The organism is Jatrophihabitans fulvus (assembly GCF_054781375.1).
The window spans coordinates 68129-91064 of the sequence record NZ_BAAGUN010000003.1 but is presented as its reverse complement, the minus strand read 5'-3'; the positions used below and the strand labels follow the sequence as shown (position 1 = coordinate 91064).

18 protein-coding genes are annotated in these 22936 nt (G+C 70.4%); 1 reads left to right on the top strand and 17 read right to left on the bottom strand.

What is annotated here, in order from left to right; all coding sequences use genetic code 11:
* Positions 1-8: 8 nt before the first annotated feature.
* The 3 genes from prmC to rpmE all read right to left on the bottom strand — a co-directional run bounded on the left by prmC (position 9) and on the right by rpmE (position 2205).
* Positions 9-830, bottom strand: coding sequence for a peptide chain release factor N(5)-glutamine methyltransferase (gene prmC / locus ACYVP9_RS12335; protein WP_460605525.1), 822 nt, complete (start codon positions 828-830; stop codon positions 9-11).
* Between the two features lie 11 nt (positions 831-841).
* The gene (gene prfA / locus ACYVP9_RS12330; RefSeq protein WP_460605165.1) at positions 842-1912 is read right to left on the bottom strand and encodes a peptide chain release factor 1; all 1071 of its coding nucleotides are present in this window, start codon (positions 1910-1912) and stop codon (positions 842-844) included.
* A 71-nt stretch (positions 1913-1983) separates the two neighbouring features.
* The gene (gene rpmE / locus ACYVP9_RS12325) at positions 1984-2205 is read right to left on the bottom strand and encodes a 50S ribosomal protein L31 (protein ID WP_460605164.1); all 222 of its coding nucleotides are present in this window, start codon (positions 2203-2205) and stop codon (positions 1984-1986) included.
* A 167-nt stretch (positions 2206-2372) separates the two neighbouring features.
* Between rpmE and ACYVP9_RS12320 the strand changes: the two genes are divergently transcribed.
* Positions 2373-4289 carry an alpha-amylase family protein gene (locus ACYVP9_RS12320; protein ID WP_460605163.1) on the top strand — a complete coding sequence of 639 codons (1917 nt, stop codon included), beginning with the start codon at positions 2373-2375 and terminating at the stop codon, positions 4287-4289.
* Here the strand turns inward: ACYVP9_RS12320 and ACYVP9_RS12315 are convergent.
* The 14 genes from ACYVP9_RS12315 to argS form a co-directional block, all read right to left on the bottom strand.
* A complete protein-coding gene (locus ACYVP9_RS12315) occupies positions 4286-5545 on the bottom strand; it encodes an ABC transporter ATP-binding protein (protein ID WP_460605162.1) in 1260 nt (419 codons plus the stop codon). The genes ACYVP9_RS12320 and ACYVP9_RS12315 overlap by 4 nt on opposite strands.
* 8 nt (positions 5546-5553) lie before the next feature.
* Positions 5554-6420 carry a carbohydrate ABC transporter permease gene (locus tag ACYVP9_RS12310; RefSeq protein ID WP_460605161.1) on the bottom strand — a complete coding sequence of 289 codons (867 nt, stop codon included), beginning with the start codon at positions 6418-6420 and terminating at the stop codon, positions 5554-5556.
* Position 6421: 1 nt separating this feature from the next.
* Positions 6422-7387, bottom strand: a complete 966-nt coding sequence (locus tag ACYVP9_RS12305; protein ID WP_460605160.1) for a carbohydrate ABC transporter permease — start codon at positions 7385-7387, stop codon at positions 6422-6424.
* Complete coding sequence (locus ACYVP9_RS12300; RefSeq protein WP_460605159.1) at positions 7384-8667, bottom strand: extracellular solute-binding protein; 1284 nt, start codon at positions 8665-8667, stop codon at positions 7384-7386. Before ACYVP9_RS12300 ends, ACYVP9_RS12305 begins: the two co-directional genes overlap by 4 nt.
* 197 nt (positions 8668-8864) lie before the next feature.
* Positions 8865-9821 (bottom strand): carbohydrate ABC transporter permease, encoded by a 957-nt coding sequence (locus ACYVP9_RS12295; RefSeq protein ID WP_460605158.1) that lies wholly within the window; start codon positions 9819-9821, stop codon positions 8865-8867.
* Positions 9822-9873: 52 nt separating this feature from the next.
* Positions 9874-10941, bottom strand: a complete 1068-nt coding sequence (locus tag ACYVP9_RS12290) for a carbohydrate ABC transporter permease (RefSeq protein ID WP_460605157.1) — start codon at positions 10939-10941, stop codon at positions 9874-9876.
* A 172-nt stretch (positions 10942-11113) separates the two neighbouring features.
* Positions 11114-12562 (bottom strand): ABC transporter substrate-binding protein, encoded by a 1449-nt coding sequence (locus ACYVP9_RS12285; protein ID WP_460605156.1) that lies wholly within the window; start codon positions 12560-12562, stop codon positions 11114-11116.
* A 230-nt stretch (positions 12563-12792) separates the two neighbouring features.
* Positions 12793-14208, bottom strand: coding sequence for a glycoside hydrolase family 1 protein (locus ACYVP9_RS12280; RefSeq protein WP_460605155.1), 1416 nt, complete (start codon positions 14206-14208; stop codon positions 12793-12795).
* A 10-nt stretch (positions 14209-14218) separates the two neighbouring features.
* Positions 14219-16300, bottom strand: a complete 2082-nt coding sequence (gene rho / locus ACYVP9_RS12275) for a transcription termination factor Rho (RefSeq protein WP_460605154.1) — start codon at positions 16298-16300, stop codon at positions 14219-14221.
* Positions 16301-16493: 193 nt separating this feature from the next.
* Positions 16494-17456, bottom strand: coding sequence for a homoserine kinase (thrB, locus tag ACYVP9_RS12270; RefSeq protein ID WP_460605153.1), 963 nt, complete (start codon positions 17454-17456; stop codon positions 16494-16496).
* A complete protein-coding gene (thrC, locus tag ACYVP9_RS12265; RefSeq protein ID WP_460605152.1) occupies positions 17453-18538 on the bottom strand; it encodes a threonine synthase in 1086 nt (361 codons plus the stop codon). The genes thrB and thrC overlap by 4 nt, the downstream gene beginning before the upstream one ends.
* An 8-nt stretch (positions 18539-18546) precedes the next feature.
* The gene (locus ACYVP9_RS12260) at positions 18547-19848 is read right to left on the bottom strand and encodes a homoserine dehydrogenase (protein ID WP_460605151.1); all 1302 of its coding nucleotides are present in this window, start codon (positions 19846-19848) and stop codon (positions 18547-18549) included.
* Positions 19841-21247: a diaminopimelate decarboxylase family protein gene (gene lysA / locus ACYVP9_RS12255; protein WP_460605150.1), complete on the bottom strand. Its 1407-nt coding sequence runs from the start codon at positions 21245-21247 to the stop codon at positions 19841-19843. The genes ACYVP9_RS12260 and lysA overlap by 8 nt, the downstream gene beginning before the upstream one ends.
* Before the next feature lie 7 nt (positions 21248-21254).
* Positions 21255-22910 carry an arginine--tRNA ligase gene (gene argS, locus ACYVP9_RS12250; RefSeq protein ID WP_460605149.1) on the bottom strand — a complete coding sequence of 552 codons (1656 nt, stop codon included), beginning with the start codon at positions 22908-22910 and terminating at the stop codon, positions 21255-21257.
* Positions 22911-22936 lie beyond the last annotated feature (26 nt).

Below are 22936 nucleotides of genomic sequence, written 5' to 3'. Positions count from 1 at the left end.
ATCCTGCCTCAAGCCCCGCTGCGGACGGCGGTGGCGTACCGCGGACGACCCGCGAGATCCCGGTGCGCCGTGATCGCGGCGAAGCGTCCGTCGGTTGCGAGCAGCCCGGGGACGGCCTCGCCGTGGGTGTCGTCGTGCTCGATCGCGACCACTCCCCCGGGCCGGAGCAGCAGTGCGGCCGCACGGATGACGCTCGACATCAGGTCGAGGCCGTCCGGGCCGCCGAAGACCGCGACGGCCGGGTCGGCGCGGACCTCCGGGCTCACCTCGGACGCGGACGGAACGTAGGGCGGGTTGCTGACGACCGCGTCGGCGCGGCCCGCGTACCCGGCCAGGGCCTGGTCGTCGCGGACGTCCGCGTCGAGCACGGCGACGCCGTCGCCGGCGTTGCGGCGCAGCCACGGCAGGGCGTCCGGGCTGTTCTCGACCGCGACGACGGTGGCCCCGGGCACCTCGTCGGCGATCGCGGCGGCGAGGGCGCCCGAACCGGCGCAGAGGTCGACCGCCAGGGGGTGGTGCGCCGACCGCAGGTGCTGCAGCACGGCGTCGACGAGCAGCTCGGTCTCGGGGCGGGGCACGAACACCCCGGGTCCGACGGCGAGCTCCAGGTGCCGGAACGGGGCGCGTCCGGTGAGGTGCTGCAGCGGCTCGCGTGCCGCGCGCCGCGCCACCCAGGCCTCGAAACGCTGCGCGGCGGACGGGTCGACCGCGTCGAGGGTCACGAGCCCGCTGCGGGTGGTGCCCACGGCCGCGGCCAGCAGCAGTTCGGCGTCGACGCGGGCGCTGTCGACGCCGGCCGCGGCCAGCCGGGCGGTGGCGTCGCGGAGCAGGTCCCGGGGGGTCAGTCGCTCGTCCCGGCGAGCAGGGCCTCGGTGTCGGCGTGCTGCAGCGCGGCGATCACGTCGTCGAGGGCGCCGTCGAGCACCTGGTCGAGGTTGTAGGCCTTGAACCCGACCCGGTGGTCGCTGATGCGGTTCTCCGGGAAGTTGTACGTGCGCACCCGCTCGGACCGGTCGACGGTGCGCACCTGCGAGCGGCGGGCGTCCGAGGCGGCAGCGTCCGCCTTCTCCTGGGCGGCGGCGAGCAACCGCGCCCGCAGCACCCGCATGGCGGCCTCACGGTTCTGCAGCTGGCTCTTCTCGTTCTGCATGCTGACGACGGTGCCGCTGGGCACGTGGGTGATGCGGACGGCGGAGTCGGTGGTGTTCACGCTCTGCCCGCCGGGCCCGGACGATCGGTACACGTCGATGCGCAGGTCGTTGGGGTCGATGTCGACGTCGACCTCCTCGGCCTCGGGCAGGACGAGCACCCCGGCCGCGGACGTGTGGATGCGGCCCTGCGACTCGGTGGCGGGCACCCGCTGCACGCGGTGCACGCCGCCCTCGTACTTCAGCCGGGCCCAGACCTGCTGGTCGGGACGGCGGGCGCGGACGGCCACGGTCACCGACTTCGTGCCGCCCAGGTCGGTGGGTTCGTCGTCCAGGGTCTCGGTCTGCCAGCCCTGGCGTTCGGCGTAGCGCAGGTACATGCGCAGCAGGTCGCCGGCGAACAGGGCCGACTCCTCGCCGCCCTCGCCGGCCTTGATCTCGAGGATGACGTCCTTGCCGTCGTTGGGGTCGCGCGGCAGCAGCAGCTCGCGCAGCCGTGCCTCGATGTCGCCGATGCGGGCCTCGAGGGCGGTGGCCTCGGCCGCGAACGACGCGTCCTCGGCCGCCAGCTCGCGGGCCGCGGCGAGGTCGTCGCGGGTGGCGGTCAGCTCGTCCGAGGCGGTGCGGACGGGCGCCAGCTCGGCGAACCGGCGTCCGAGGCGGCGGGCCAGCGCGGCGTCGCCGTGCACGGACGGGTCGGAGAGCTGCTTCTCGACGTCCGCGTACTCGGCCAGCAACTCGGCCAACTTGCCCAACTCGGACACGGCCGGCCCTCCCCTTCGCTCGACATGACACAGGCGCCCGCCCCCAGCGGGGACGGGCGCCTGCGGTGAAGCTACTTGGTGGTGCGCTCGCGCTTGCCGTAGCGGCGCTCGAACTTGTCGACGCGGCCGCCGACGTCCATGATCTTCTGCTTGCCCGTGTAGAACGGGTGGCAGGCCGAGCACACGTCGGCGTTCAGGACGCCGTTCTTGGCGGTGCTGCGGGTGGTGAACGTCGTGCCGCAGGAGCAGGTCACCTGGGTGACGACGTAGTCGGGGTGGATGCCTTCGCGCATGTCTCTGGTTCCCTCGTCGTGAGGCTCCGGGTCCGCACTGCGGGATCGCGAGGCGGTGAACCGGCGCCGGGTGGTGATGTCGGCGCACGCGCGCCGATCGTGCAGTCTAACCGACTCCCGGCCCCGGGCATTCCCGATCGTCCCGGGGCGGATGGAAGGATCGTCGGATGCACCCGGACGTCGACGGCGCGCTGCAGGAAACGTCCGCCGACCGGCGCGAACTGTTCGGCGTGCGCACCGAACGCTGGTCGCCCGACCTGCGCGCCGCCCTGCACGCCGTCTACCCGCACGACGCCGGGCTCGAGGACCGCGTGCTGGCGGCGGCCGCGCGCGCCTACGCCGACCGCTCCCCCGCGCTGCACCGTCGCGACCAGGAGCGGACGTTGCGTCCCGACTGGTTCCAGCGCCCGGACATGCTGGGGTACGCCGCCTACGCCGACCGCTTCGGCGGGGACCTCGCGGGGGTGCGGGCACAGATCCCGTACCTGTCCGAGCTCGGCGTCACCTACCTGCACCTGATGCCGCTGCTGCTGCCGCACGACCACCCGCACGGCGACAGCGACGGCGGCTACGCCGTGAGCGACTACCGCACCGTGCGTCCGGACCTCGGCACCGTCGACGACCTGGCCGCGCTGGCCGGCGACCTGCACGACCACGGCGTCAGCCTGGTGCTCGACCTCGTGCTGAACCACGTGGCGGACGACCACGAGTGGGTGCGCCGCGCCCGTGCCGGTGAGCAGCGCTACCGCGACTACTTCCACGTCTTCGCCGACCGCACCGGGCCGGACGCCTACGAGCGGACGCTGCCCGAGGTGTTCCCCGACTTCGCGCCCGGCAACTTCACGTGGGACGACGAGCTCGCCGCGTGGGTGTGGACGACGTTCAACGCCTTCCAGTGGGACCTGAACTGGGCCAACGCCGCGGTGTTCGAGGAGTTCGTCGACCTCGTGCTGTTCTTCGCCAACCTCGGCGTCGACGTGCTGCGCCTCGACGCGATCGCGTTCCTCTGGAAGCGGCTCGGCACGAACTGCCAGAACCAGCCCGAGGTGCACGCGATCACGCAGGCCCTGAAGGCCGTCCTGCGCATCGCGTGCCCGAGCGTGCTGCTCAAGGCCGAGGCGATCGTCGCGCCCGACGACCTCGTGCACTACCTCGGCACCGGACGCCATCACGGCAAGGTCAGCGACCTGGCGTACCACAACGTGCTCATGGTGCAGATCTGGTCGATGCTGGCCACCCGCGACGTGCGGCTGACCACCCACACCCTGCGCTCGCTCCCGCCGGCGCCGAGCACGACGGCATGGATCTGCTACCTGCGCTGCCACGACGACATCGGCTGGGCCATCGGCGACGCCGACGCCGCCGCCGTGGGACTGAACGGCTTCGCACACCGCTCGTTCCTCTCGGACTTCTACACCGGCGCCTACCAGCCGTCCTTCGCGCGCGGGCTGGTGTTCCAGGCCAACCCCGCCACCGGAGACCGGCGGGTCAGCGGCATGACGGCGTCGCTCGCGGGCCTCGAGAAGGCATTGTCGGACGGCGATGCCGACGGCGTCGACGTCGCCGTCGCGCGCGTGCTGCTCGCCTACGCGATCGTCCTCGGCTGGGGCGGCGTGCCGGTGCTGTGGATGGGCGACGAGCTCGCGCAGCCGAACGACGATCACTGGGCCGACGAGCCCGACCATGCCGCCGACAACCGCTGGGCACACCGTCCGGTGCTCGATGGCGTCGCGCAGGAACGCCGAAGCGACCTCACCACCCCGGCCGGACGGGTGTTCGCCGGGCTGCAGCGGTTGGTGCGGCTGCGGGCGTCACTGCCGGGACTGCACGCGGCGACGGCGAGCGAGGTGCTGGAGCCGAGCGACCCCGCCGTACTCACCGTGCGTCGTGACCACCCCGAGCAACTGATGCTGCTGCTGTTCAACGTCAGCGAGTCGCCGCGCACGTGGCCGTTCCACCGCATCGCCGAAGCGGGCCTGGGCGGCGCGCTCGACCGGATGACCGGACGGGTGCCCGAGCCGGACGTCGACGGCGACGTGCGGCTCGGGCCCTACCAGGCGATGTGGCTGGTGCTCGACCGTTAGGCGTTCGCGGGCTCCTGCCGCTGCTGCGCGCGCTCGAGCTCGCGGCGGCGGTCCTCCTCGGACTCCTTCGCGATCTGCTGCGCCTTCTCCTCGTCCCGGGTCAGATTCTCCTCGGTCTCGGGGTCGAAGACGTGCACGGACGCCGGGTCGAACCACAGCCGCGCCTCGTCGCCCTGCTTGACCTTGCTGGCGCCGTCGAGGCTGACGACGAGCTGCGTGCGCATCGCCTCGCCGTCGAGCTCGCGGTCGAGCTCGTCCAGGGCGGCCTGGACGTCGGAGTTCGGCTCGAAGGGCAGGTAGGCGTACTTCTCGTTGCCCAGCCATTCGGTGACGTCGACGCCGGCGCTGAACTCGATGCCCTTGCCACGCTGCGCATCCTCGACGAGGTTCGCGTCCTCGAACGCCTCGGGACGCACGCCGACGACGACGAAGTCACCCTTCTTCTTGCGGGTCGCGACCTTGTTCGGGATCGGGATGTTCGTGAACGGCATCTCGAGCACGCCGTCGCCGACGGTGGCGGGCAGGAAGTTCATCGGCGGCGAGCCGATGAAGCCGGCCACGAACAGGTTCACCGGCTGCTCGTAGAGCTCGCGCGGGCTGGCGACCTGCTGCAGCACGCCGCGGCGCAGCAGCGCCACGCGGTCGCCGAGCGTCATGGCCTCGGTCTGGTCGTGGGTGACGTAGACGGTGGTGACGCCGAGGCGCCGCTGCAGGCGCGCGATCTCGGTGCGCATCTGGCCGCGCAGCTTGGCGTCGAGGTTCGACAGCGGCTCGTCGAACAGGAACGCGTCGGCCTTGCGGATGATCGCCCGGCCCATCGCGACACGCTGCCGCTGGCCACCGGACAGGTTCGCCGGTTTGCGCTCGAGGTGCTCGCGCAGCTCGAGGACGTCGGCGATGTCGTCGACCATCTGCTTGATCTTCGACTCGTCCATCTTGTTCTTCGACAGCCGCAGCGGGAACGCGATGTTCTCGAAGACGGTCAGGTGCGGGTAGAGCGCGTAGTTCTGGAACACCATCGACAGGTTGCGGTCGCGCGGCGCGCGGTCGTTGACGCGCTTGCCGTCGATCATCATGTCGCCGCCGGAGATGTCCTCCAGGCCGACGATCATGCGCAGCAGCGTCGACTTCCCCGAGCCGGACGGGCCGACGAGGATCAGGAACTCGCCGTCGGCGACGTCGATGTTGACGTCGGTGACGGCCTTGAACCCGTCGCCGTAGATCTTGGTGATGTGCTTCATCTCGATCGTGGACACGGTTGCACCTAACCCTTCACGGCACCGGCGGTGAGGCCCGCGACGATGCGTTTCTGGAAGACGAGAACGAGGATGACGACGGGGACCGTCACGACCATGGAGGCCGCGGCGACGTACCCCGTCGGCGGGATGAACTGGGACGGGCCGCTGAACTGGCTCAGCGCGGCAGGCACGGTCTGAGAGCCGTTGAACTTGCCGGCCTCACCCGTGGTCGACGACAGCGACGTCGAGTAGACGAAGTCGTTCCACGCGGTGAAGAACGCGATGATCGCGGTCGTGAAGACGCCCGGTGCCGCCAGCGGCAGCACCACCTTGCGGAACGCCTGCCAGCTCGTGGCGCCGTCGACCTGAGCGGCCTGCTCCATCTCCCAGGGGATCTGCCGGAAGAACGCGGTCAGCGTCCAGATCGACAGCGGCAGCGTCAGCGACAGGTACGGGATGATGAGGCCGGGCCAGGTGTTGTACAGCCCGATCTCCCGCCAGAGGTTGAACAGCGGGGTGACGACGCTGATCACCGGGAAGAACGCCGTCAGCAGGGCCGCGTTCAGCACCAGTCGCTTGCCGGGGAAGTCGAGCCGGGCGATGCCGTAGGCGCAGAACGCCGACAGGATGACCGCGATGAGGGTCGCGATGAGGCAGATGCCGATCGAGTTGATCAGCGCCGGGACGAAGATGTCGCTGCCGCCGCCGGTGAAGATGTACTTGTAGTTCTCCCAGCTGAACGTGCTGGGGATGTACCGGCGGTCGGTGATCTCGGAACTCGGCTTGAGCGACAGCGAGACGAGCCAGCCGATCGGCACCAGCGTGTAGAGGATGATCGGCACGGCCGCGACGGCCAGCCACGCCTTCGCCTTGGGTGAGATGTCGGCGGCCATGTCAGTCTCCGCTCACGCGTGCGAGGTCGGTCTTGAAGAACTTGATGAAGACCGTGCTGATGATGATCACGCAGATGAACAGCAGGATCGAGATCGCCGAGCCCAGGCCGATCTGGCTGCGCGTGATGGTCTGGCTGTAGGCGAGCACACCGACCGAGGTGGTGTCCTGCGAGCCGCCGGTCATGATGAAGATGTTGTCGAAGATGCGGAACGCGTCGAGGGCGCGGAACAGCAGTGCCACCATGATCGCCGCCTTCATCGACGGCAGCGTGACCCGGAACAAGCGCTCCCAGAACGTCGCGCCGTCGACCTCGGCCGCCTCCTGCAGCTCGCCCGGCACCTGGGCCAGCCCTGCGAGCAGCAGCAGCGACATGAACGGCGTCGTCTTCCAGATCTCCGACACCATGATCGCGATCAGCGACGACCAGTGCCCGCCGTACCAGTCGTAGTTGGCGTCGAACCCGCCGAACGTGATCCAGTGCAGCCACTTGCTGATGAAGCCGGTGTTCGGGTCGAACGCGTACAGGAACCCGTACGCCGACACCACGGTGATGATCGAGTACGGGATGAGCACGATCGTGCGCAGCGTCCGCCTGGGGATCACGATCTTGTTCATCACCATGGCCAGCGCCATGCCGAGGACGAACTCGATGGCGACGGTGATGACCATGATCAGCGTGCTGACCAGGACGGCGTCCCACCACTTCGAGTCGGCCAGGATCACCGCGTAGTTCTTGAACCACAGGAACGCCCGCCCGTTGGGGTCGGTGAGCCGGTAGTTGAAGAACGACAGGTACAGCGCGTTGAGGATCGGGTAGCCGACCACGAGCATCATCGCGACGAACGCCGGCGCGGCGAGCTTCCAGCCGAGGTTGCGTTCCTGCCGCGCGCGGTCGGAGAGCTTCGACTTCTTCTTCGGCTCGTCGGCCGGGCGGGACGACGACGGCTTCTCGAGTGTGGTCGTCACAGCAGCTTCTCCCCCTTGAGCACCTGCAGGATGAACGTCTGCGCGTCCTTGGGCGTCGAGGACGTCACCGACTGCGGCGGGCTGAACGACTGCTGCAGCGCGGACGACAGGTCTCCGTAGTACTGGGTCTGCGGGCGCGGGGCGGCACGCTGCAACGACTGCTTGATGAGATCGGCCATCGGATAGGCCTTGCGCACCTTCGGGTCGTCGAAGGACTTCGTGTTCGCGGGCGGGTTGCTGGAGCCGAGGAAGTACTCCGCCTGGTGGTCGGCGGTGCGGATGCACTTGATCGCGTCCCAGGCGAACTTCTGGTTGTCGGCGAAGGCGCTGACGCCGAGCTCGATGCCACCGAACGGCGGGCGGGACTGCTTGCCCTGAACCGTCTCCGGGTAGTAGGTCCAGCCGACGTCGGAGTCACGGAACTTCACCTTGTCGGCCTTCATGGCGCCCCACACGTAGGGCCAGATGGCCATGAACATGCTGGTGGCCGGCCGCTCGAACAGGCCCAGCGCGGCGGCCTCGTCGGTCGAGGAGAGCGCCGGGCCGCCGACCTTGTCGGACGCCAGTCGCTGGATGACGGCGGCGGCCTTCTTGCCGGCGGCGGTGTCCAGGCCGAGCTTGAGGTTCTTGGCCACGGTGCCGTTGGGGCTTTCGATGATCTTGCCGCCGGCACCCTCGATCAGGGCGTTGATCCAGACGGCGTATCCCTCGTACAGCTTGGCCTGCACGCCGACCGTCTTGCCCTCCTTCTTGGCCGCGTCGATGATCTGGTCCCAGGTGACGGGCTTCGACATGTCGAGCCCGGCCTTCTTGGCCAGCGACTTGCGGTACCAGAGCAGCTGCGTGTTCGCCCAGAACGGCGCGGCCACCAACTTGCCCTTCCACGTCGAGGCGTCGACGGCGGGTTTGACGATGTTCTGCGTGAATTCCGACTTGTACTGCGAGGGCACGTCCGCCAGGAAGCCGGCTTCGGCGAACTCGCTCACGAAGACCGGGTCGAGACTCATGAGCGAGATGGACGAGTCCTTGGCCGCGAGCCGTGTGACCAGCTGCTGGCGCTGCGCGCTCGCGTCGGTCGGCAGGGTCTGCGTGGTGATCTGGTACTTGCCCTTGGCCGCGGTCGTGCACTCCTTGGCCAGCTGGGCCTGGCCGCCGCTGTCGGGATTGATGAACCAGGTGATCGTGGGTGGACCGTCGGAGCCACCGCAGGCACTGAGCACCGACGCAGCCATGATCGCGACCACCCCCGCCCTCAAGGTCGTGCGGGAGTTGCGCTTCATGGAAACTGTGCCCCTCTTCTGCGATCGGGTCGCCGACCGGCATCGACGCAAGGGGTTGTTCCCCCCGTTATGCCGTGGTTCACATGCCCTCAATCGCAACGTAACCGGGCAGCCCCACGGCAGCAAGCATCCCGGCCGTCACGATTCGGGTGCGACGACCGGGATGGTCGGAATGCCGGGATGCTCGGCTGTGTGCCCTACCCCTTGACGCTGCCCGACAGCAGGCCGCGCACGAAGTAGCGCTGCAGGGCGATGAACACGGCCAGCGGGATGATGATCGACAGGAACGCGGCCGCGGGCACGGACTCGCCGCCGGCGCCGGACGTGTTGTTCTGCAGGCCGCTGATCGCGACGGTGATCGGCGAGATGCCGGGGTCGCCGCCGGACATCACCAGACCGACGAACAGGTCGTTCCACACCCAGAGGAACTGGAAGATGCCGAACGCCGCGAGAGCGGGGCGAAGCAGCGGCAGCATGATCGTGCGGAAGATCTGGCCGTGGCTGGCGCCGTCGATGCGCGCCGCCTCGAGCAGGTCCTTCGGGATCTCGGACATGAAGTTGTGCATGAGGAAGATGGCCAGCGGCAGCGCGAAACAGGCGTGCGCGAGCCACACCGCGCCGACCGTGCCGGCCAGGCCGGTGGCCGGGAAGATCGTGACGCCGCCGAGGTGCACGCCGTTCACCACGAAGCGCAGCAACGGCACGATGGCCACCTGCAGCGGCACGATCTGCAGCGCGAAGATGGCCACGTAGACCCAGTCGCGGCCCTTGAAGTCGATCCACACCAGCGCGTAGGACGCCATCGCCGCCACCGCGATCGGGATCAGCGCCGCCGGGATGACGATGACGATCGAGTTCACGACGTTGGGCAGGATGTTCTTCGCGCCGCTCGTGACCGTCTCGTAGTTGTCCAGGGTCAGGCCGCTGAAGGTCCACCAGCCCTTGGTGTCCTGGGCCTCCTTGTCGCGGAACGACTGCACCAGCAGGCCGATCGTCGGGATCGTCCAGAGGATGCCGATGACGAGCGCGATGATCGAGGCCACGGGGTTGTTGAGCGCCGCCGCGGTCTTGCCGACCTTCGTGGTCGGCTCCTGGGGGCCCAGACCCTCCGGAGGGGTCGGCGCGTTGCCGGTCGGATCGATCACCGTGGTCATCGTGCGACTCCTTCGGACGGGTGCGGCTGCGGGCGGGACGTGATCGGCCGGCTCACCGGGCCCTCGCCTTCACCATCTGCCGCACCTGGTAGGCCACGAACGGGATGACCAGGATCAGGATCACCATTGCCAGCGCGGACGACCTGTGCACGCTGATGCTGTTCTCGTCGACGCCGCCGATCAGCAGTGTCGTGTACATCAGGTTGGCGAGCGTGTCGCCGTCGTACTTGTCGGCACCGAACGTGCGGATCAGGTCGAAGACCTTCAGCGTGGCGACGGAGATGGTCACCAGCACGACGATCAGGGTCGGCTTGATGTTCGGGATGACGACCCGGCGGAACGCCTGGCCGTTGGTGCAGCCGTCGATCTTGGCGGCTTCGGCGAGCTCGGCCGGCACGGCCTTGATCGCGGCCGACAGGACGACGGTGGCGAACCCGGCCTGGATCCAGATCATCACGATGATCATCAGCATCGTGAGCTTGAAGCCGCCGTCGGTCGGGAATCCCAATGGACCGAGGCCGAACCAGTTCAGCACCTCGTTGACCAGACCGGACGCGCCGTTTTCGGTCGGCTGCTGGTACATCAGGCCCCAGATGAACGCCGCGCCGACGAACGAGATCGCGGTGGGGAGGAACACGAGGGCCTTGGCGAACGCCTCGCCGCGGATCTTGTCGATCGCGTAGGCGTAGCCGAGGCCGATGAGGGTGGCGACGATCGGCGTGATGATCGTCCACAGGAGGGTGTTGCGCAGCGCCTCGAGGGCGCCGTCGTCGGTGAAGGCCCACTTGAAGTGCTCGAACGTGAAATTGCCGCCGCTGTCGAGCACGCAGCGGCCGGGGTCGCTGGGGCGCGGCACGCAGTCGGGGCGGTTGCGCGACGCCGACGTCAGCGACGAGACCGCCGTACGGAAGATCGGCCCGACGAGCCCGATGCCGAGCAGCACCAGCGCCGGCAGCAGGAACACGAAGGCCTGGATGGGCTCGCGTCCGCGCCGCGGCGCGCGATCGACGATCAGCAACAGGATGCCCAGGACGGCGAAGAACAGCGCCACCACCAGCACCGCGAACGAGATCTTGCCGAACGTCGAGGTCGAGTGGGCGAGGTCGTACAACCAGTCCACGTGGGTCCCTTTCCCGTTGTTCCAGGGATGCGCGTCAGAAGGATGAGGTGGTGCGCCGGGGCGCCGGGGCGCCGACACAGGGTCGGACGGCCGGGCAGCTCCGTGGGGAGCTGCCCGACCGTCCGGGTGGAGCAGGGTCCGGATCAGCGGATCCGGAGGTGGAACCGGACGATTACTTCGGCCAGGTCTTCTCGATGTTGTCGAGCGCCTGCTGGTCGCTGACGTTGCCGAGGATCCACTGGGTCATCTGCTTGAAGAAGGAGCTCGTCCCGACCGCCGCCGGCATCAGGTCGGAGGCGTCGAAGCGGGCCGTCGAGCTGGGGTCGGTGAGGATGTCGACCGACAGCTTGTCGATCGGGTCCTTGAACACCGACTTGTCGACCGCACGGTTGGACGTCGCCCAGCCGGAGGTGTTGGCAGCCGCGTTCAGCTTGGCCTTCGTGGTCGCCCACTCGCCGCTGGCGAGGTAGAGCTGCACGGCCTGGACCTCGGGACGGTTCGCGAAGGCGCCGACGAACTCGCCGCCGACCTCGGTCACCTTGCCGAACTTGTCGCTGATGGTGGGCTCGTAGAAGGCGAAGACGTCGCCGTCCTCGGCCACCTTGGTGCCCTTGTTCCAGTTCGCGGCGTAGAAGTTGGCCTGTGCGTGGAAGACGCACTTGCCGGTGGCGACCGGCAGGCCGCCCTTCTGGAACGGCGTGGTGGCGATCGACTTCACGTCACCGATGCCGGCGTTGACGTACTTCGGGTTCTTGACGATCGAGCCGACCTTCTTCAGGACCGCGAGCACCTTCGGGTCGTTGAAGGGGATCTTGTGCTGCGTCCACTGGTCGTAGACGTCGGCGCCGTACATGCGCAACATGAGCTCCTCCATCCAGTCGGTGAGGACCCAGCCGGTCGCGTCACCGGACTCGATGCCGAGGCACCACGGCTTGTTGCCGTCGGCGGCGGCCTTGTCCGACATCTTCTCGAGCTCGTCGAAGGTCGTCGGGACGCTGTAGCCCCACTTCTTGAAGTACTTCGGCGAGTACCAGACGAGGGACTTCAGGTTGGCGCCGAGCGGGGCGCCGAAGTAGAGACCGTCGACGGTGCCGTAGGAGAGCCACGACGACACCCAGTTCTTCTGGGCGAGCTTGGTGAGCTCCTGGGTGGCCGGCTTGAGCTTGCCGTTGGTCGCGAAGCTCTGCAGCAGGCCCGGCTGCGGGAACAGCGCGATGTCGGGAGCGTTGCCGCCGTTGACCTTGGTGGTCAGCGCGGCCTCGAACTCCTTGCTCGGCTGGTACTGCACGTCGATGCCGGTGCACTTCTCGAACTGCTTGATCGCGTCGATGTGGTAGTCGATCTCCGGCGCGGTGATCGAGGTGTAGATCGTCACCTTCTTGCCGGAGTACTTGCCGTACTGGCCGTAGTCGGCGCAGTCGCCGCTCATCGTGACGGCCTTGATGGTGCTCTTCGGCTGGTCGGCCAGGTTGATGCCGCCACTGCTGCTTCCGGTGCCGCCGTCGCTCGGCGCCTTGCTTCCGCCGCCGCCGTCGCCGCCGCTGTCGCTACCGCACGCCGCCAGCGCGCCGGCGGCCAGGACGGCCGCGACGAAGGCCGTGACCGGCCTCGTGATCTTCATCGATGTGTCTCCCGCGGGTCTGCTGGGCGACGGAGGATCCGTCACGCAGAGTCGTGTGGTCCGCGGCACACTGACACATCTCTCAGGGCTGCCACAACCTTTTGGTTCGGGGACGTTACAAAGATGTTGTTTCTTCGGTGCGTTCGTCGTCAGGTCCACGTTGTCCGGCCCCGCCACCTCGGGTCCTTCGGCCCTGTTGTCGGACCGAAAACGCTTTCGAGCGGACGCACTCAGTCGAGGGCGTTCGCCGACGCCACGGCCGCGTAGAAGCGGCCGGAATCCTTGACCGTCCGCCGCTGATCGGCCTCGTCCGACCCGCCGGGCCGCTCGACCCGCACGAGGCCGAAGCGCTTGCCGTACCCGTGCGCCCACTCGAAGTTGTCCATCAGCGACCACGCGAAGTAACCGCGGACGTCGGCACCGCCGTCGAGGGCGTCGAGCACGGCGCCGAGGTGACCACGCAGGTAGTCGACCCGGTCGGCGTCGTGGACGGAGCCGTCGGCCTCGACCACGTCGTCGAACGCGGCGCCGTTCTCGGTGACCACGATCGGCACCTCGGGGTGGTCACGCGCCACCCGCAGCAGCAGGCGGGTGAAGGCGGCCGGCTCGATGCGCCAGTGCATCGCGGTGTGCGGGCCGGGCTGCGGCATGGCCAGGGCGAGGTCGCTGCCCGGGTACGGCGACGGCGCGTCGCCCGCGCCCGGGTCGGCAGCCGGACGAACGGCCTGCGCCGCCGGGCCTGCGTTCGCGGTGACGACGGTGGGCGTGTAGTAGTTCACGCCCAGGAAGTCGATCGGCACGTTGATCGCGGCGAGGTCGCCGTCACGCACGAAGCCGAAGTCGGTGATGTGGCGGACGTCGTCGAGCACGTCCTGCGGGTACTCGCCCCGCAGCATCGGGTCGAGGAAGACCCGGTTGGACAGGCCGTCCACGTGGCGGACGGCGTCGTCGTCGCCCTCCCCGTACGGCTCGACCTGTGCGAGGTTCAGCGTCACCGACACCTCGCCCGAGGCCGGCAGCACCGAACGCAGGGCGGTGGCGCCGAGGCCGTGCGCGAGGTTCAGGTGGTGCACCGCCGTGAGCGACTCGGCGTGGTCGGTGTGGCCGGGCGCGTGCACCCCGGCGGAGTACCCCAGGTACGCCGAGCACCACGGCTCGTTCAGGGTCGTGAACTGGCCGACGCGGTCGCCCAGGGCCCGTCCGACGATCCCGGCGTACTCGGCGAAGCGCTGGGAGGTGTCGCGATTCGTCCAACCGCCCTGCTCGTGGAGCGCCAGAGGCAGGTCCCAGTGGTACAGCGTCACGAGCGGCGCGACGCCCTGGGCGAGCAGCTCGTCGACGAGACGCGAGTAGAAGTCGAGCCCGGCCTGGTTGACCGCCCCCGCGCCCGTCGGCACGATGCGCGGCCACGCGACCGAGAACCGGTACGCGGGCAGGCCGAGCTCGGCCATGAGCGCGACGTCCTCGGCGACCCGGTGGTAGTGGTCGCACGCGACGTCGCCGGTGTCGCCGTTGGTCACCCGCCCGGGCGTGTGGCTGAACGCGTCCCAGATGGACGGCCCACGGCCGTCCTCCTGGGCAGCGCCCTCGATCTGGTACGACGCGGTGGCCGAACCCCAACGGAAGCCGGGCGGGAAGCTGCGCACCGGCGAGACGCTACCGGTCGTCCTGCCCCGGGGTCGTCTTCGCGATGTTCATGAGGAACTCGAAGTTCGTCCGCGACTTGCGCAGCCGGTCGAGCAGCAGCTCGATCGCCTGCTGCGAGTCGAGCGCGTGCAGCACGCGACGCAGCTTGATCGTGACCGCGAGCTCGTCCGGCGACAGGAGGATCTCCTCCTTGCGCGTCGACGACTGGTCGACGTCGACGGCCGGGAACACGCGCTTGTCGGCGATCTTGCGGTCGAGCTTGAGCTCGGCGTTACCGGTGCCCTTGTACTCCTCGAAGAACACCGTGTCGCCGGCCGAACCGGTCTCGACGAGCGCGCTGGCGATGATCGTCAGCGAGCCGCCGTTCTCGATGTTGCGCGCCGCGCCGAGGAACCGCTTCGGCTGGTACAGCGCCGTCGAGTCGACACCACCGGACAGGATGCGTCCGCTGGCCGGGGCCGCGAGGTTGTAGGCGCGGCCGAGACGGGTGATCGAGTCGAGCAGCACGACCACGTCGTGGCCCATCTCGACGAGCCGCTTGGCCCGCTCGATCGACAGTTCGGCGACCATCGTGTGGTCGTGCGGACGGCGGTCGAAGGTCGAGGCGATGACCTCGCCCTTGACCGACCGCTGCATGTCGGTGACCTCTTCGGGCCGCTCGTCGACGAGCACGACCATCAGGTGGCACTCGGGGTTGTTCGTGCTGATCGCGTTCGCGATCGCCTGCATGATCATCGTCTTGCCGGCCTTGGGCGGCGACACGATGAGCGCGCGCTGGCCCTTGCCGATCGGCATGACGAGGTCGATCACGCGGGTGGTGAGCAGGTGCGGCTCGGTCTCGAGGCGCAGCCGCTCCTGCGGGTACAGCGGAGTCAGGCGGGTGAACTCCTTGCGGGCGCGGCCGTCGGCGTCGCCGCCGTTCAGCGTGTCGACGCGGACGAGCGGGTTGTACTTCTCCTTGCGCTCGCCCTCGCGGGGCTGGCGGACGGCGCCGGTGATCGCGTCACCGCGGCGCAGGCCGTGCTTGCGCACCAGCGCGGTCGAGATGAACACGTCGTCGGGGGTGGCGAAGTAGCCGCCCACGCGCACGAACCAGGTGTTCTTGTCCTCGATGCAGTCGACGATGCCGGCGATCGGGACGAGCACGTCGTCCTCGTTGACGGTGGGCTCGGCATCGTTGCCGCCGCCACCCTGGCCGCCGCCCTGGCGATCGCGGGTGCGGCCGCGGCGGTCGCGGTACCGGCGGCCACGCCGACGGCCGTTGCCGTCGTCGTCGTCGTCGTTGCGGTTGTCGTTCTGGCGGTTGTTGTTCTGGTTGTTCTGCTGGTTGTTCTGGTTGTTCTGGCGGTTCTGGTTGCCGCCGTCGTTCTGGCGGTTCTGGTTGCCGCCGTCGTTCTGGCGATTCTGGTTGCCGTCGTTCTGGCGGTCACCACGGTTGTCGTTCTGGCGGTTCTGGTTGCCGTCGTTCTGGCGGTCACCACGGTTGTCGTTGCCGCGGTCGTTCTGCCGGTTGCTCTGCTGACCGCCGTTGTTCTGGGCGTTGTTCTGGCCGTTGTTCTGGCCGTTGCTCTGGCCGTTCGCGTTGTGGCCGTTGGCGTTCTGGTCGCCGGCGGTCTCCTGCTGGCGGTTGCGCTCGCGGCGGCGGCCGCCCTGCTCGGTGTCCTGGGCGGGCGGGGCGGACGCCTCGATCGCGGGGGCGGACGCCTGGGGAGCCTGGGTGGTCCGGGCCGGGGCGGACGACGCCGGCGGCTGGGCCTGGGTCGGCGCCTGCGCGGCCGTCTCGGCGGCGGCCTTGGGGGCGCGGGAGCGTCCGCCGCCGTCACCGGACGGGCCGGACGGGGCGGACGGGGCGGACTGGCCGCCGCCCTGCGCGGCCTGGATCGCGGCGACGAGGTCGCTCTTCTTCTTCTTGCTGATGTCGATGCCGAGGCCGCCCGCGATCTGCTGCAGCTCGGGCAGCAGCTTCGAGGAGAGGGAGCCTCGCTTGGCGGCGGGCCGGCCGGTACGGGCGGCTCCACGGCCGGCAGCGCTGCCGTCGGACGGGGATTCCGCGTCCGGGGTGGGCAGGGTCTGCTGCTCGGTGTCGGTCAAATGAATCGGATCCTTCCGAGGGGGCCGGCGCACGCCTGCGGTGCTGCACGGCCGGTCATGATCTGTCAGGCACACCGACGATGGGGTCCGGAGCTAGCGCTGCAGGTGTTTGCGCAGGGGCGAGAGTCCGGGAAACCGCGAGGGTGGGACTGTGAGCCGGATGATCTCGGCTCGACGCCTGACGAGGACGAGCCTAGACGCTCGTTCTGGAGGCAGCAACACCAGGGCCGTCCGGCGTGTTCCCGGCAGTCGCGGCGTGCGCTCCGAGCAGGTCGACGGCGACCGGCGGCACGACCCACCCCGGCGGCGCGGCGCGGCGGGCGCGCTCGGCCTCGACCTCGCCCCGGGCGAGCACGAGCACGGTGGGTCCGGCGCCGGAGACCACGGCCGCCAGGCCGTCCGCCCGCAGCGACGCGACGAGCGCAGCCGACTCGGGCATCGCGGGCACGCGGTACTGCTGGTGCAGCCGCTCCTCGGTGGCGTCGACGAGGGCCTGCGGGGTGCCGGTGAGCGCGGCGACGAGCAGCGCCGAGCGGGCGGCGTTGAAGGCGGCGTCGGTGTGCGGCACCTGGGCGGGCAGCAGGCCGCGCGCCTGCGCGGTCGACGCGGCGAACGGCGGCACCATGACCACGGGCACGATCGAGGGGTCGGGTTCGCGGCGCACGGCACGGGCGCCGCCGCCGGTGGCGGTCCAGGCGATGGTGAGCCCGCCCAGCAGGCACGGCGCCACGTTGTCGGGGTGCCCCTCGAGGGCGGCGGCGAGGTGCAGCACCGCGGTGTCGTCGAGGGCGGTGTCACCGTCGACGACGAGCGCGCGGGCGAGCAGCAGGCCGCCGACGATCGCGGCGGCGGACGATCCCAGCCCCCGGCTGTGCGGGATGCGGTTCTCGCAGTGCAGCGCAAATCCCGGCGGCGGGCCACCCAGCAGGTCGAACGCGGCGTACATCGCGCGGACGACGAGGTGCGACTCGTCCTGGGCGACCTGCCCCGCGCCCTCGCCGTGGACGTCGACGGCCAGGCCGCCGTCCGTCACCCGCGCGACGAGGTCGTCGTGCAGTGTCAGGGCCAGTCCGAGCGCGTCGAAACCCGGCCCGAGGTTGGCGCTCGTCGCGGGAACGCGGACCCGGACCGTCCCCTCGACGAACCGGGACGTCACGCGAGGCCGAGGCGGACGGCGGCGGCGTGGGCGTCGACCGGCACCGTGATCGGCTTCGGCGCTCCCGAGATCGCCCAGTCGGGATCCTTGAGGCCGTTGCCGGTGACGGTGCAGACGACGGTCGAACCGGGCGCGATATTGCCCACGGCGGCCGTCATGAGCAGGCCGGCGACGCTCGCGGCCGAGGCGGGCTCGACGAAGACCGCCTCGCTGCGGGCGATGAGGCGGTAGGCCTCGAGGATCTGCTTGTCGGTGACGGCCTCGATGACGCCCTCGGACTCGTCGCGGGCCTGCTCGGCCAGCGACCACGACGCCGGGTTGCCGATGCGGATGGCGGTCGCGATCGTCGTCGGACGGGTGACGGGCGCGCCCATCACGATGGGCGCGGCGCCCGCGGCCTGGAAGCCGAACATGCGGGGGGTGGACGGCACCACGCCGTCGCGGGCGTACTCGCGGTACCCCATCCAGTAGGCGGTGATGTTGCCCGCGTTGCCGACCGGGATGCAGTGCACGTCCGGGGCCCGGCCGAGCACGTCGCACACCTCGAACGCGCCCGTCTTCTGGCCCTCGAGGCGGTACTTGTTCACCGAGTTGACGAGCGAGACCGGGTAGTCGACGGCGAGCTTCTGCGCGAGCTCGAGGCAGTCGTCGAAGTTGCCGTCGACCTGCAGCAGCTGCGCGCCGTGCACGAGCGCCTGGGCGAGCTTGCCGAGCGCGATCTTGCCCTGCGGCACGAGCACCGCGCAGGTCATGCCGCCACGCACCGCGTAGGCGGCGGCGCTGGCGGACGTGTTGCCGGTGGAGGCGCAGATGACGGCCTGCGCGCCCTCCTCCGCAGCCTTCGAGATGGCCATCGTCATGCCGCGGTCCTTGAACGACCCGGTGGGGTTCGCGCCCTCGACCTTGAGGTAGACCTCGCAGCCGGTGCGCTCGGACAGCACCGGCGCGGGCAGCAGCGGCGTGTTGCCCTCGTGCAGCGTGACGACAGGTGTGGCGTCGGTGACCGGCAAGCGGTCTCGGTAGGCCTCGATGAGGCCGGGCCAGCCCGGGGTGGTGCCCCGCTGGATCACTGGTCGCGTCATTGCGCGGGTCACTCCCCCGTCATGCCTTCGACGCGCATGACGCTCGCGGCGCGACCCACGAGCGACATGCCGGCCAGCTTCTCGACGGTGCGCGCCAGTGCGGCATCGCGCGCCGGGTGCGTGACGAGCACGAGGGTGGCGGCGTCGCCGCGTCCCTCCTGGCGCACGGTCTGGATGCTCACGCCTTCTTCGGCGAAGGCGTTCGCGACCCCGGCGAGCACGCCGGGCTGGTCGGCGACGTCGAGGGCCACGTGATAGCGCGTGACCGCCTCGCCCATCGGCTGCACGGGCAGGTCGGCGTAGGCGCTCTCGCCCGCGCCGCGGCTGCCGCTGACCCGGTTGCGGGCGACGGCGACGAGGTCGCCGAGCACGGCGGACGCGGTCGGAGCGCCGCCCGCGCCACGTCCGTAGAACATGAGCGATCCGGCCGCCTCGGCCTCGACGAAGACAGCGTTGAAGGCGTCGTTGACCCCGGCGAGCGGGTGGCTGCGCGGGATCATCGCCGGGTGGGTGCGCACCGACACCGACTCGGTGCCGTCGTCGGCGGTGGTGCGGGTGCAGATGGCGAGCGCCTTGACGGTGCAGTCCATGGCCTTCGCGCTGGCGATGTCGGCGGCGGTGATCTCGCCGATGCCCTCGCGGTGCACGTCGCTCATCGTCACGCGGGTATGAAAAGCCAACCCGGCGAGGATGGCGGCCTTGGCGGCGGCGTCGTACCCGTCGACGTCCGCAGTGGGGTCGGCCTCGGCGTAGCCCAGGTCGGTGGCCTCGGCGAGGGCCTCGTCGAAGCCGGCGCCGGTGGCGTCCATGCGCGACAGGATGAAGTTCGTGGTGCCGTTGACGATGCCCATGACCCGGGTGATGCGGTCGCCGGCGAGCGACTCGCGCAGCGGGCGCAGCAGCGGGATCGCGCCGGCGACGGCGGCCTCGTAGTAGAGGTCGACACCGCTGCGCCGGGCGGCGTCGTGCAGGGTCGCCCCTTCGTCGGCGAGCAGTGCCTTGTTCGCGCTGACGACGGCCTTGCCCGAGTCGAGCGCGCTCAGCAGCAGGGTGCGGACGGGTTCGATGCCACCGACCACCTCGACGACGACGTCGATGTCGTCCCGGGCGACGAGGGCGGCCGCGTCGGTGGTGAGCAGGTGCTGCGGGACGTCCGCGTGGCGGGCCGGACGGCGGACGGCGATGCCGGCCAGCTCGAGCTTCGCGCCGACGCGCGCGGCGAGGTCGTCCGCCTGCTCCTCGAGCAGCCGTACCACCTCACTGCCGACGACGCCGCAGCCGAGGAGGGCGACCTTGAGCGGATCAGCCACCGGACACCCCCGCGTCGAGGCGCAGCAGATCGTCCTCGGTCTCGCGGCGGACGATCACCCGTGACGTGCCGCCGCCGACCGCGACGACCGGCGGACGGGGCACGTGGTTGTAGTTGCTGGCCATGCTGTGGCAGTACGCGCCGGTGGCGGCGACGGCGAGCAGGTCGCCGGGGCGCAGGTCGCCCGGCAGCCAGACGTCGCGCACGACGACGTCGCCGCTCTCGCAGTGCTTGCCGACCACGCGGGTGAGCACGGGCGGCGTGACGGACGCGCGGTTGGCGACGACGCAGGTGTAGCTCGCGTCGTAGAGCGCGGTGCGGATGTTGTCGCTCATGCCACCGTCGACCGAGACGTAGCGGCGGCGCGCGCCGCCGTCGAGGGTGACGTCCTTGACGGTGCCGACCTCGTACAGGGTGACACCGCCCGGCCCGACGATCGCGCGGCCCGGTTCGACCGACAGCCGCGGCGGCTTCAGCCCCACGGACGCGCACTCGACCTCGACGATGCCGGTGAGCCGTTCGAGGATCTGCTTGGGCGTCTCGGGGTCGTCGCCGGCGACGTAGGCGATGCCGAGGCCGCCGCCGAGGTTGATCTCCTCGACGACGACACCGTGCACGTCGCGGATCGTGGCGGCGAAGCTGACGACGCGGTGGGCGGCGACCTCGAACCCGGCCGTCTCGAAGATCTGCGAGCCGATGTGCGAGTGCAGGCCGGCGAGCTTCAGCGAGCCGGACGCGAGCACCGCGGCGACCGCGCGGGCGGCGGAGCCGTCGCGGATCGAGAACCCGAACTTCTGGTCCTCGTGGGCGGTGGCGATGAACTCGTGGGTGTGCGCCTCGACGCCGACGGTGAGGCGGACGAGAACCCGCTGCACGACACCCGCGGTCTCGGCGACGGCGGCGAGCCGGTGGATCTCGTCGAAGGAGTCGACGATGACGAGCCCGACGCCGGACTCGACGGCGCGGGTGAGCTCGGCCGCCGACTTGTTGTTTCCGTGCATCTCGATGCGCTCGGCCGGCAAGCCGGCCGCGAGCGCGACCCGCAGCTCGCCCCCGGAACAGACGTCGAGGCCGAGCCCCTCGTCGGCGATCCAGCGGGCGACCGTCGTGCAGAGGAAGGCCTTCCCGGCGTAGTAGACGTCGACGCCCGGGAAGGCAGTCGAATAGGCGCGGGCCCGCGCGCGCACGTCGCCCTCGTCGAGCAAGAGGGCGGGCGTGCCGTGCTCGGCCGCCAGCGCGGTGGCGCCGACGCCGCCGAGCTGCAGCTCACCGTCGACACGGGCGGCCGACTCGGGCCAGATCGCCGGGTCGAGCGCGTTGACGTCGGACGGGCGCTCGTGCGGCGCGCCGTGCGGCAGCACCTCGCCGTAGCGGGGTCCGGCGGGATGGGCCCTGGTCATCGCGCGATCACATCCGGTCCGGGGCGGTGACGCCCAGCAGCGCGAGTCCGTTGGACAACACGACCTTGGTGGCCTCGTTCACCCAGGCACGGGTGCGGTTGGCGGCCGTCACCGGATCGTCGCCGCGCGGCGTGACCCGGCACTCGTCCGTGTCGTACCAGCGGTGGAACGTGCCCGCGAGGCTCTCGAGGTAGTGCGCGACCCGGTGCGGAGCGCGCAGCGAGACGGCCGCCTCGAGCACCCGCGGGTACTCGCCGAGGGCGGTGAGCAGCGCGGCGTCCGCCGGGTTGGTGAGCAGGTCGGGCTGGAACTCGTCGAGCGCGATGCCGTGCGCCTCGGCGTTGCGGGTGACGTTGCAGGTGCGCGCGTGGGCGTACTGCACGTAGAAGACGGGGTTCTCGTTCGAGCGCTTCGACAGCAGGTCGAGGTCGACGTCGAGCGAGCTGTCGATGGCCGAGCGGGCCAGCGAGTAGCGGGCGGCGTCGATGCCGACCGCGTCGACGAGGTCGTCGAGCGTGATGATGTTGCCGGCTCGCTTGCCCATGCGGACGGGGGCGCCGTCCTTCACCAGGCGCACCATCTGGCCGATGATCACCTCGACGACGGCGGGGTCGTCGCCGAAGGCGGCCGCGGCGGCCTTCAGCCGGGCGATGTAGCCGTGGTGGTCGGCGCCCAGGATGTAGATGAGCAGGTCGAACCCGCGGCTGCGCTTGTCGCGGAAATAGGCGAGGTCGCCGGCGACGTACGCGGGGTTGCCGTCGCTCTTGATGACGACGCGGTCCTTGTCGTCGCCGAACTCGGTCGAGCGCAGCCACCAGGCGTTGTCGTCGAAGTAGAGCCGGCCCGACTCCTTGAGGATGTCGACCGCCTTCTCGACGGCGCCGGAGTCGTGCAGCGAGCTCTCGAGGAAGTAGGTGTCGAATTCGACGCCGAACGCGGCGAGCGACCGCTTGACCTCGCCGAACATGATGTCGACGCCGTCGCGGCGGAACGTCTCCTGGGCCTCGTCGCGCGGGCTGTCGAGCACGCCGGGGTTGGCCGCCACGACCTGGGACGCGACCTCGTCGACGTACTGGCCGGGGTAGCCGTCCTCGGGAGTGGGCTCGCCGTGGGCGCGGGCCAGCAGCGACCGGGCGAACCGGTCGATCTGGTTGCCGTGGTCGTTGAAGTAGTACTCGCGGCTCACCGACCCGCCCGCGGCCTGCAGGAGGCGGGCCATCGAGTCGCCGACCGCCGCCCAGCGGGCGCTGGCCAGGGTGACGGGACCGGTCGGGTTCGCCGACACGAACTCCAGGTTGACCCGGGTGCCGTCGAGCGAGGTGGTGCGGCCGTAGGCCGTCCCCGCCTCGACGATCGTGCGGGCGAGCGCGCCCAGGGTGCCGGTGGCGAGCGTGACGTTCAGGAAGCCCGGACCCGCGACGTCGACCTTCTCGATGCCGGACGTCTCGCGCAGCCGGGCGGCGAGGGCCTCGGCGACCTCGCGGGGCGGCTTGCCGGCGGGCTTGGCGAGGCGCAGGGCGACGTTGGTGGCGTAGTCGCCGTGCTCGGGGTTCTTCGGTCGTTCGACGACGACGTCGTCGGGGACGGTGCCCGCGAAGTCGCCGGCGTCGATCGCGGCGGCCACGCAGGCGCGGACGACCGCGGCGAGATCGGCAGGGGTCACCGGGTAATCGTAGGGGCGAGGGGCCT

Excerpts from the sequence above, each read along its gene's own strand:
- ACYVP9_RS12310 (WP_460605161.1), bottom strand. The coding sequence starts at position 6,420 with ATGGCCGCCGACATCTCACCCAAGGCGAAGGCGTGGCTGGCCGTCGCG.
- ACYVP9_RS12300 (WP_460605159.1), bottom strand. The coding sequence starts at position 8,667 with ATGAAGCGCAACTCCCGCACGACCTTGAGGGCGGGGGTGGTCGCGATC.
- ACYVP9_RS12285 (WP_460605156.1), bottom strand. The coding sequence starts at position 12,562 with ATGAAGATCACGAGGCCGGTCACGGCCTTCGTCGCGGCCGTCCTGGCC.
- rpmE (WP_460605164.1), bottom strand. The coding sequence starts at position 2,205 with ATGCGCGAAGGCATCCACCCCGACTACGTCGTCACCCAGGTGACCTGC.
- ACYVP9_RS12320 (WP_460605163.1), top strand. The coding sequence starts at position 2,373 with ATGCACCCGGACGTCGACGGCGCGCTGCAGGAAACGTCCGCCGACCGG.
- thrC (WP_460605152.1), bottom strand. The coding sequence starts at position 18,538 with ATGACGCGACCAGTGATCCAGCGGGGCACCACCCCGGGCTGGCCCGGC.
- lysA (WP_460605150.1), bottom strand. The coding sequence starts at position 21,247 with ATGACCAGGGCCCATCCCGCCGGACCCCGCTACGGCGAGGTGCTGCCG.
- ACYVP9_RS12295 (WP_460605158.1), bottom strand. The coding sequence starts at position 9,821 with ATGACCACGGTGATCGATCCGACCGGCAACGCGCCGACCCCTCCGGAG.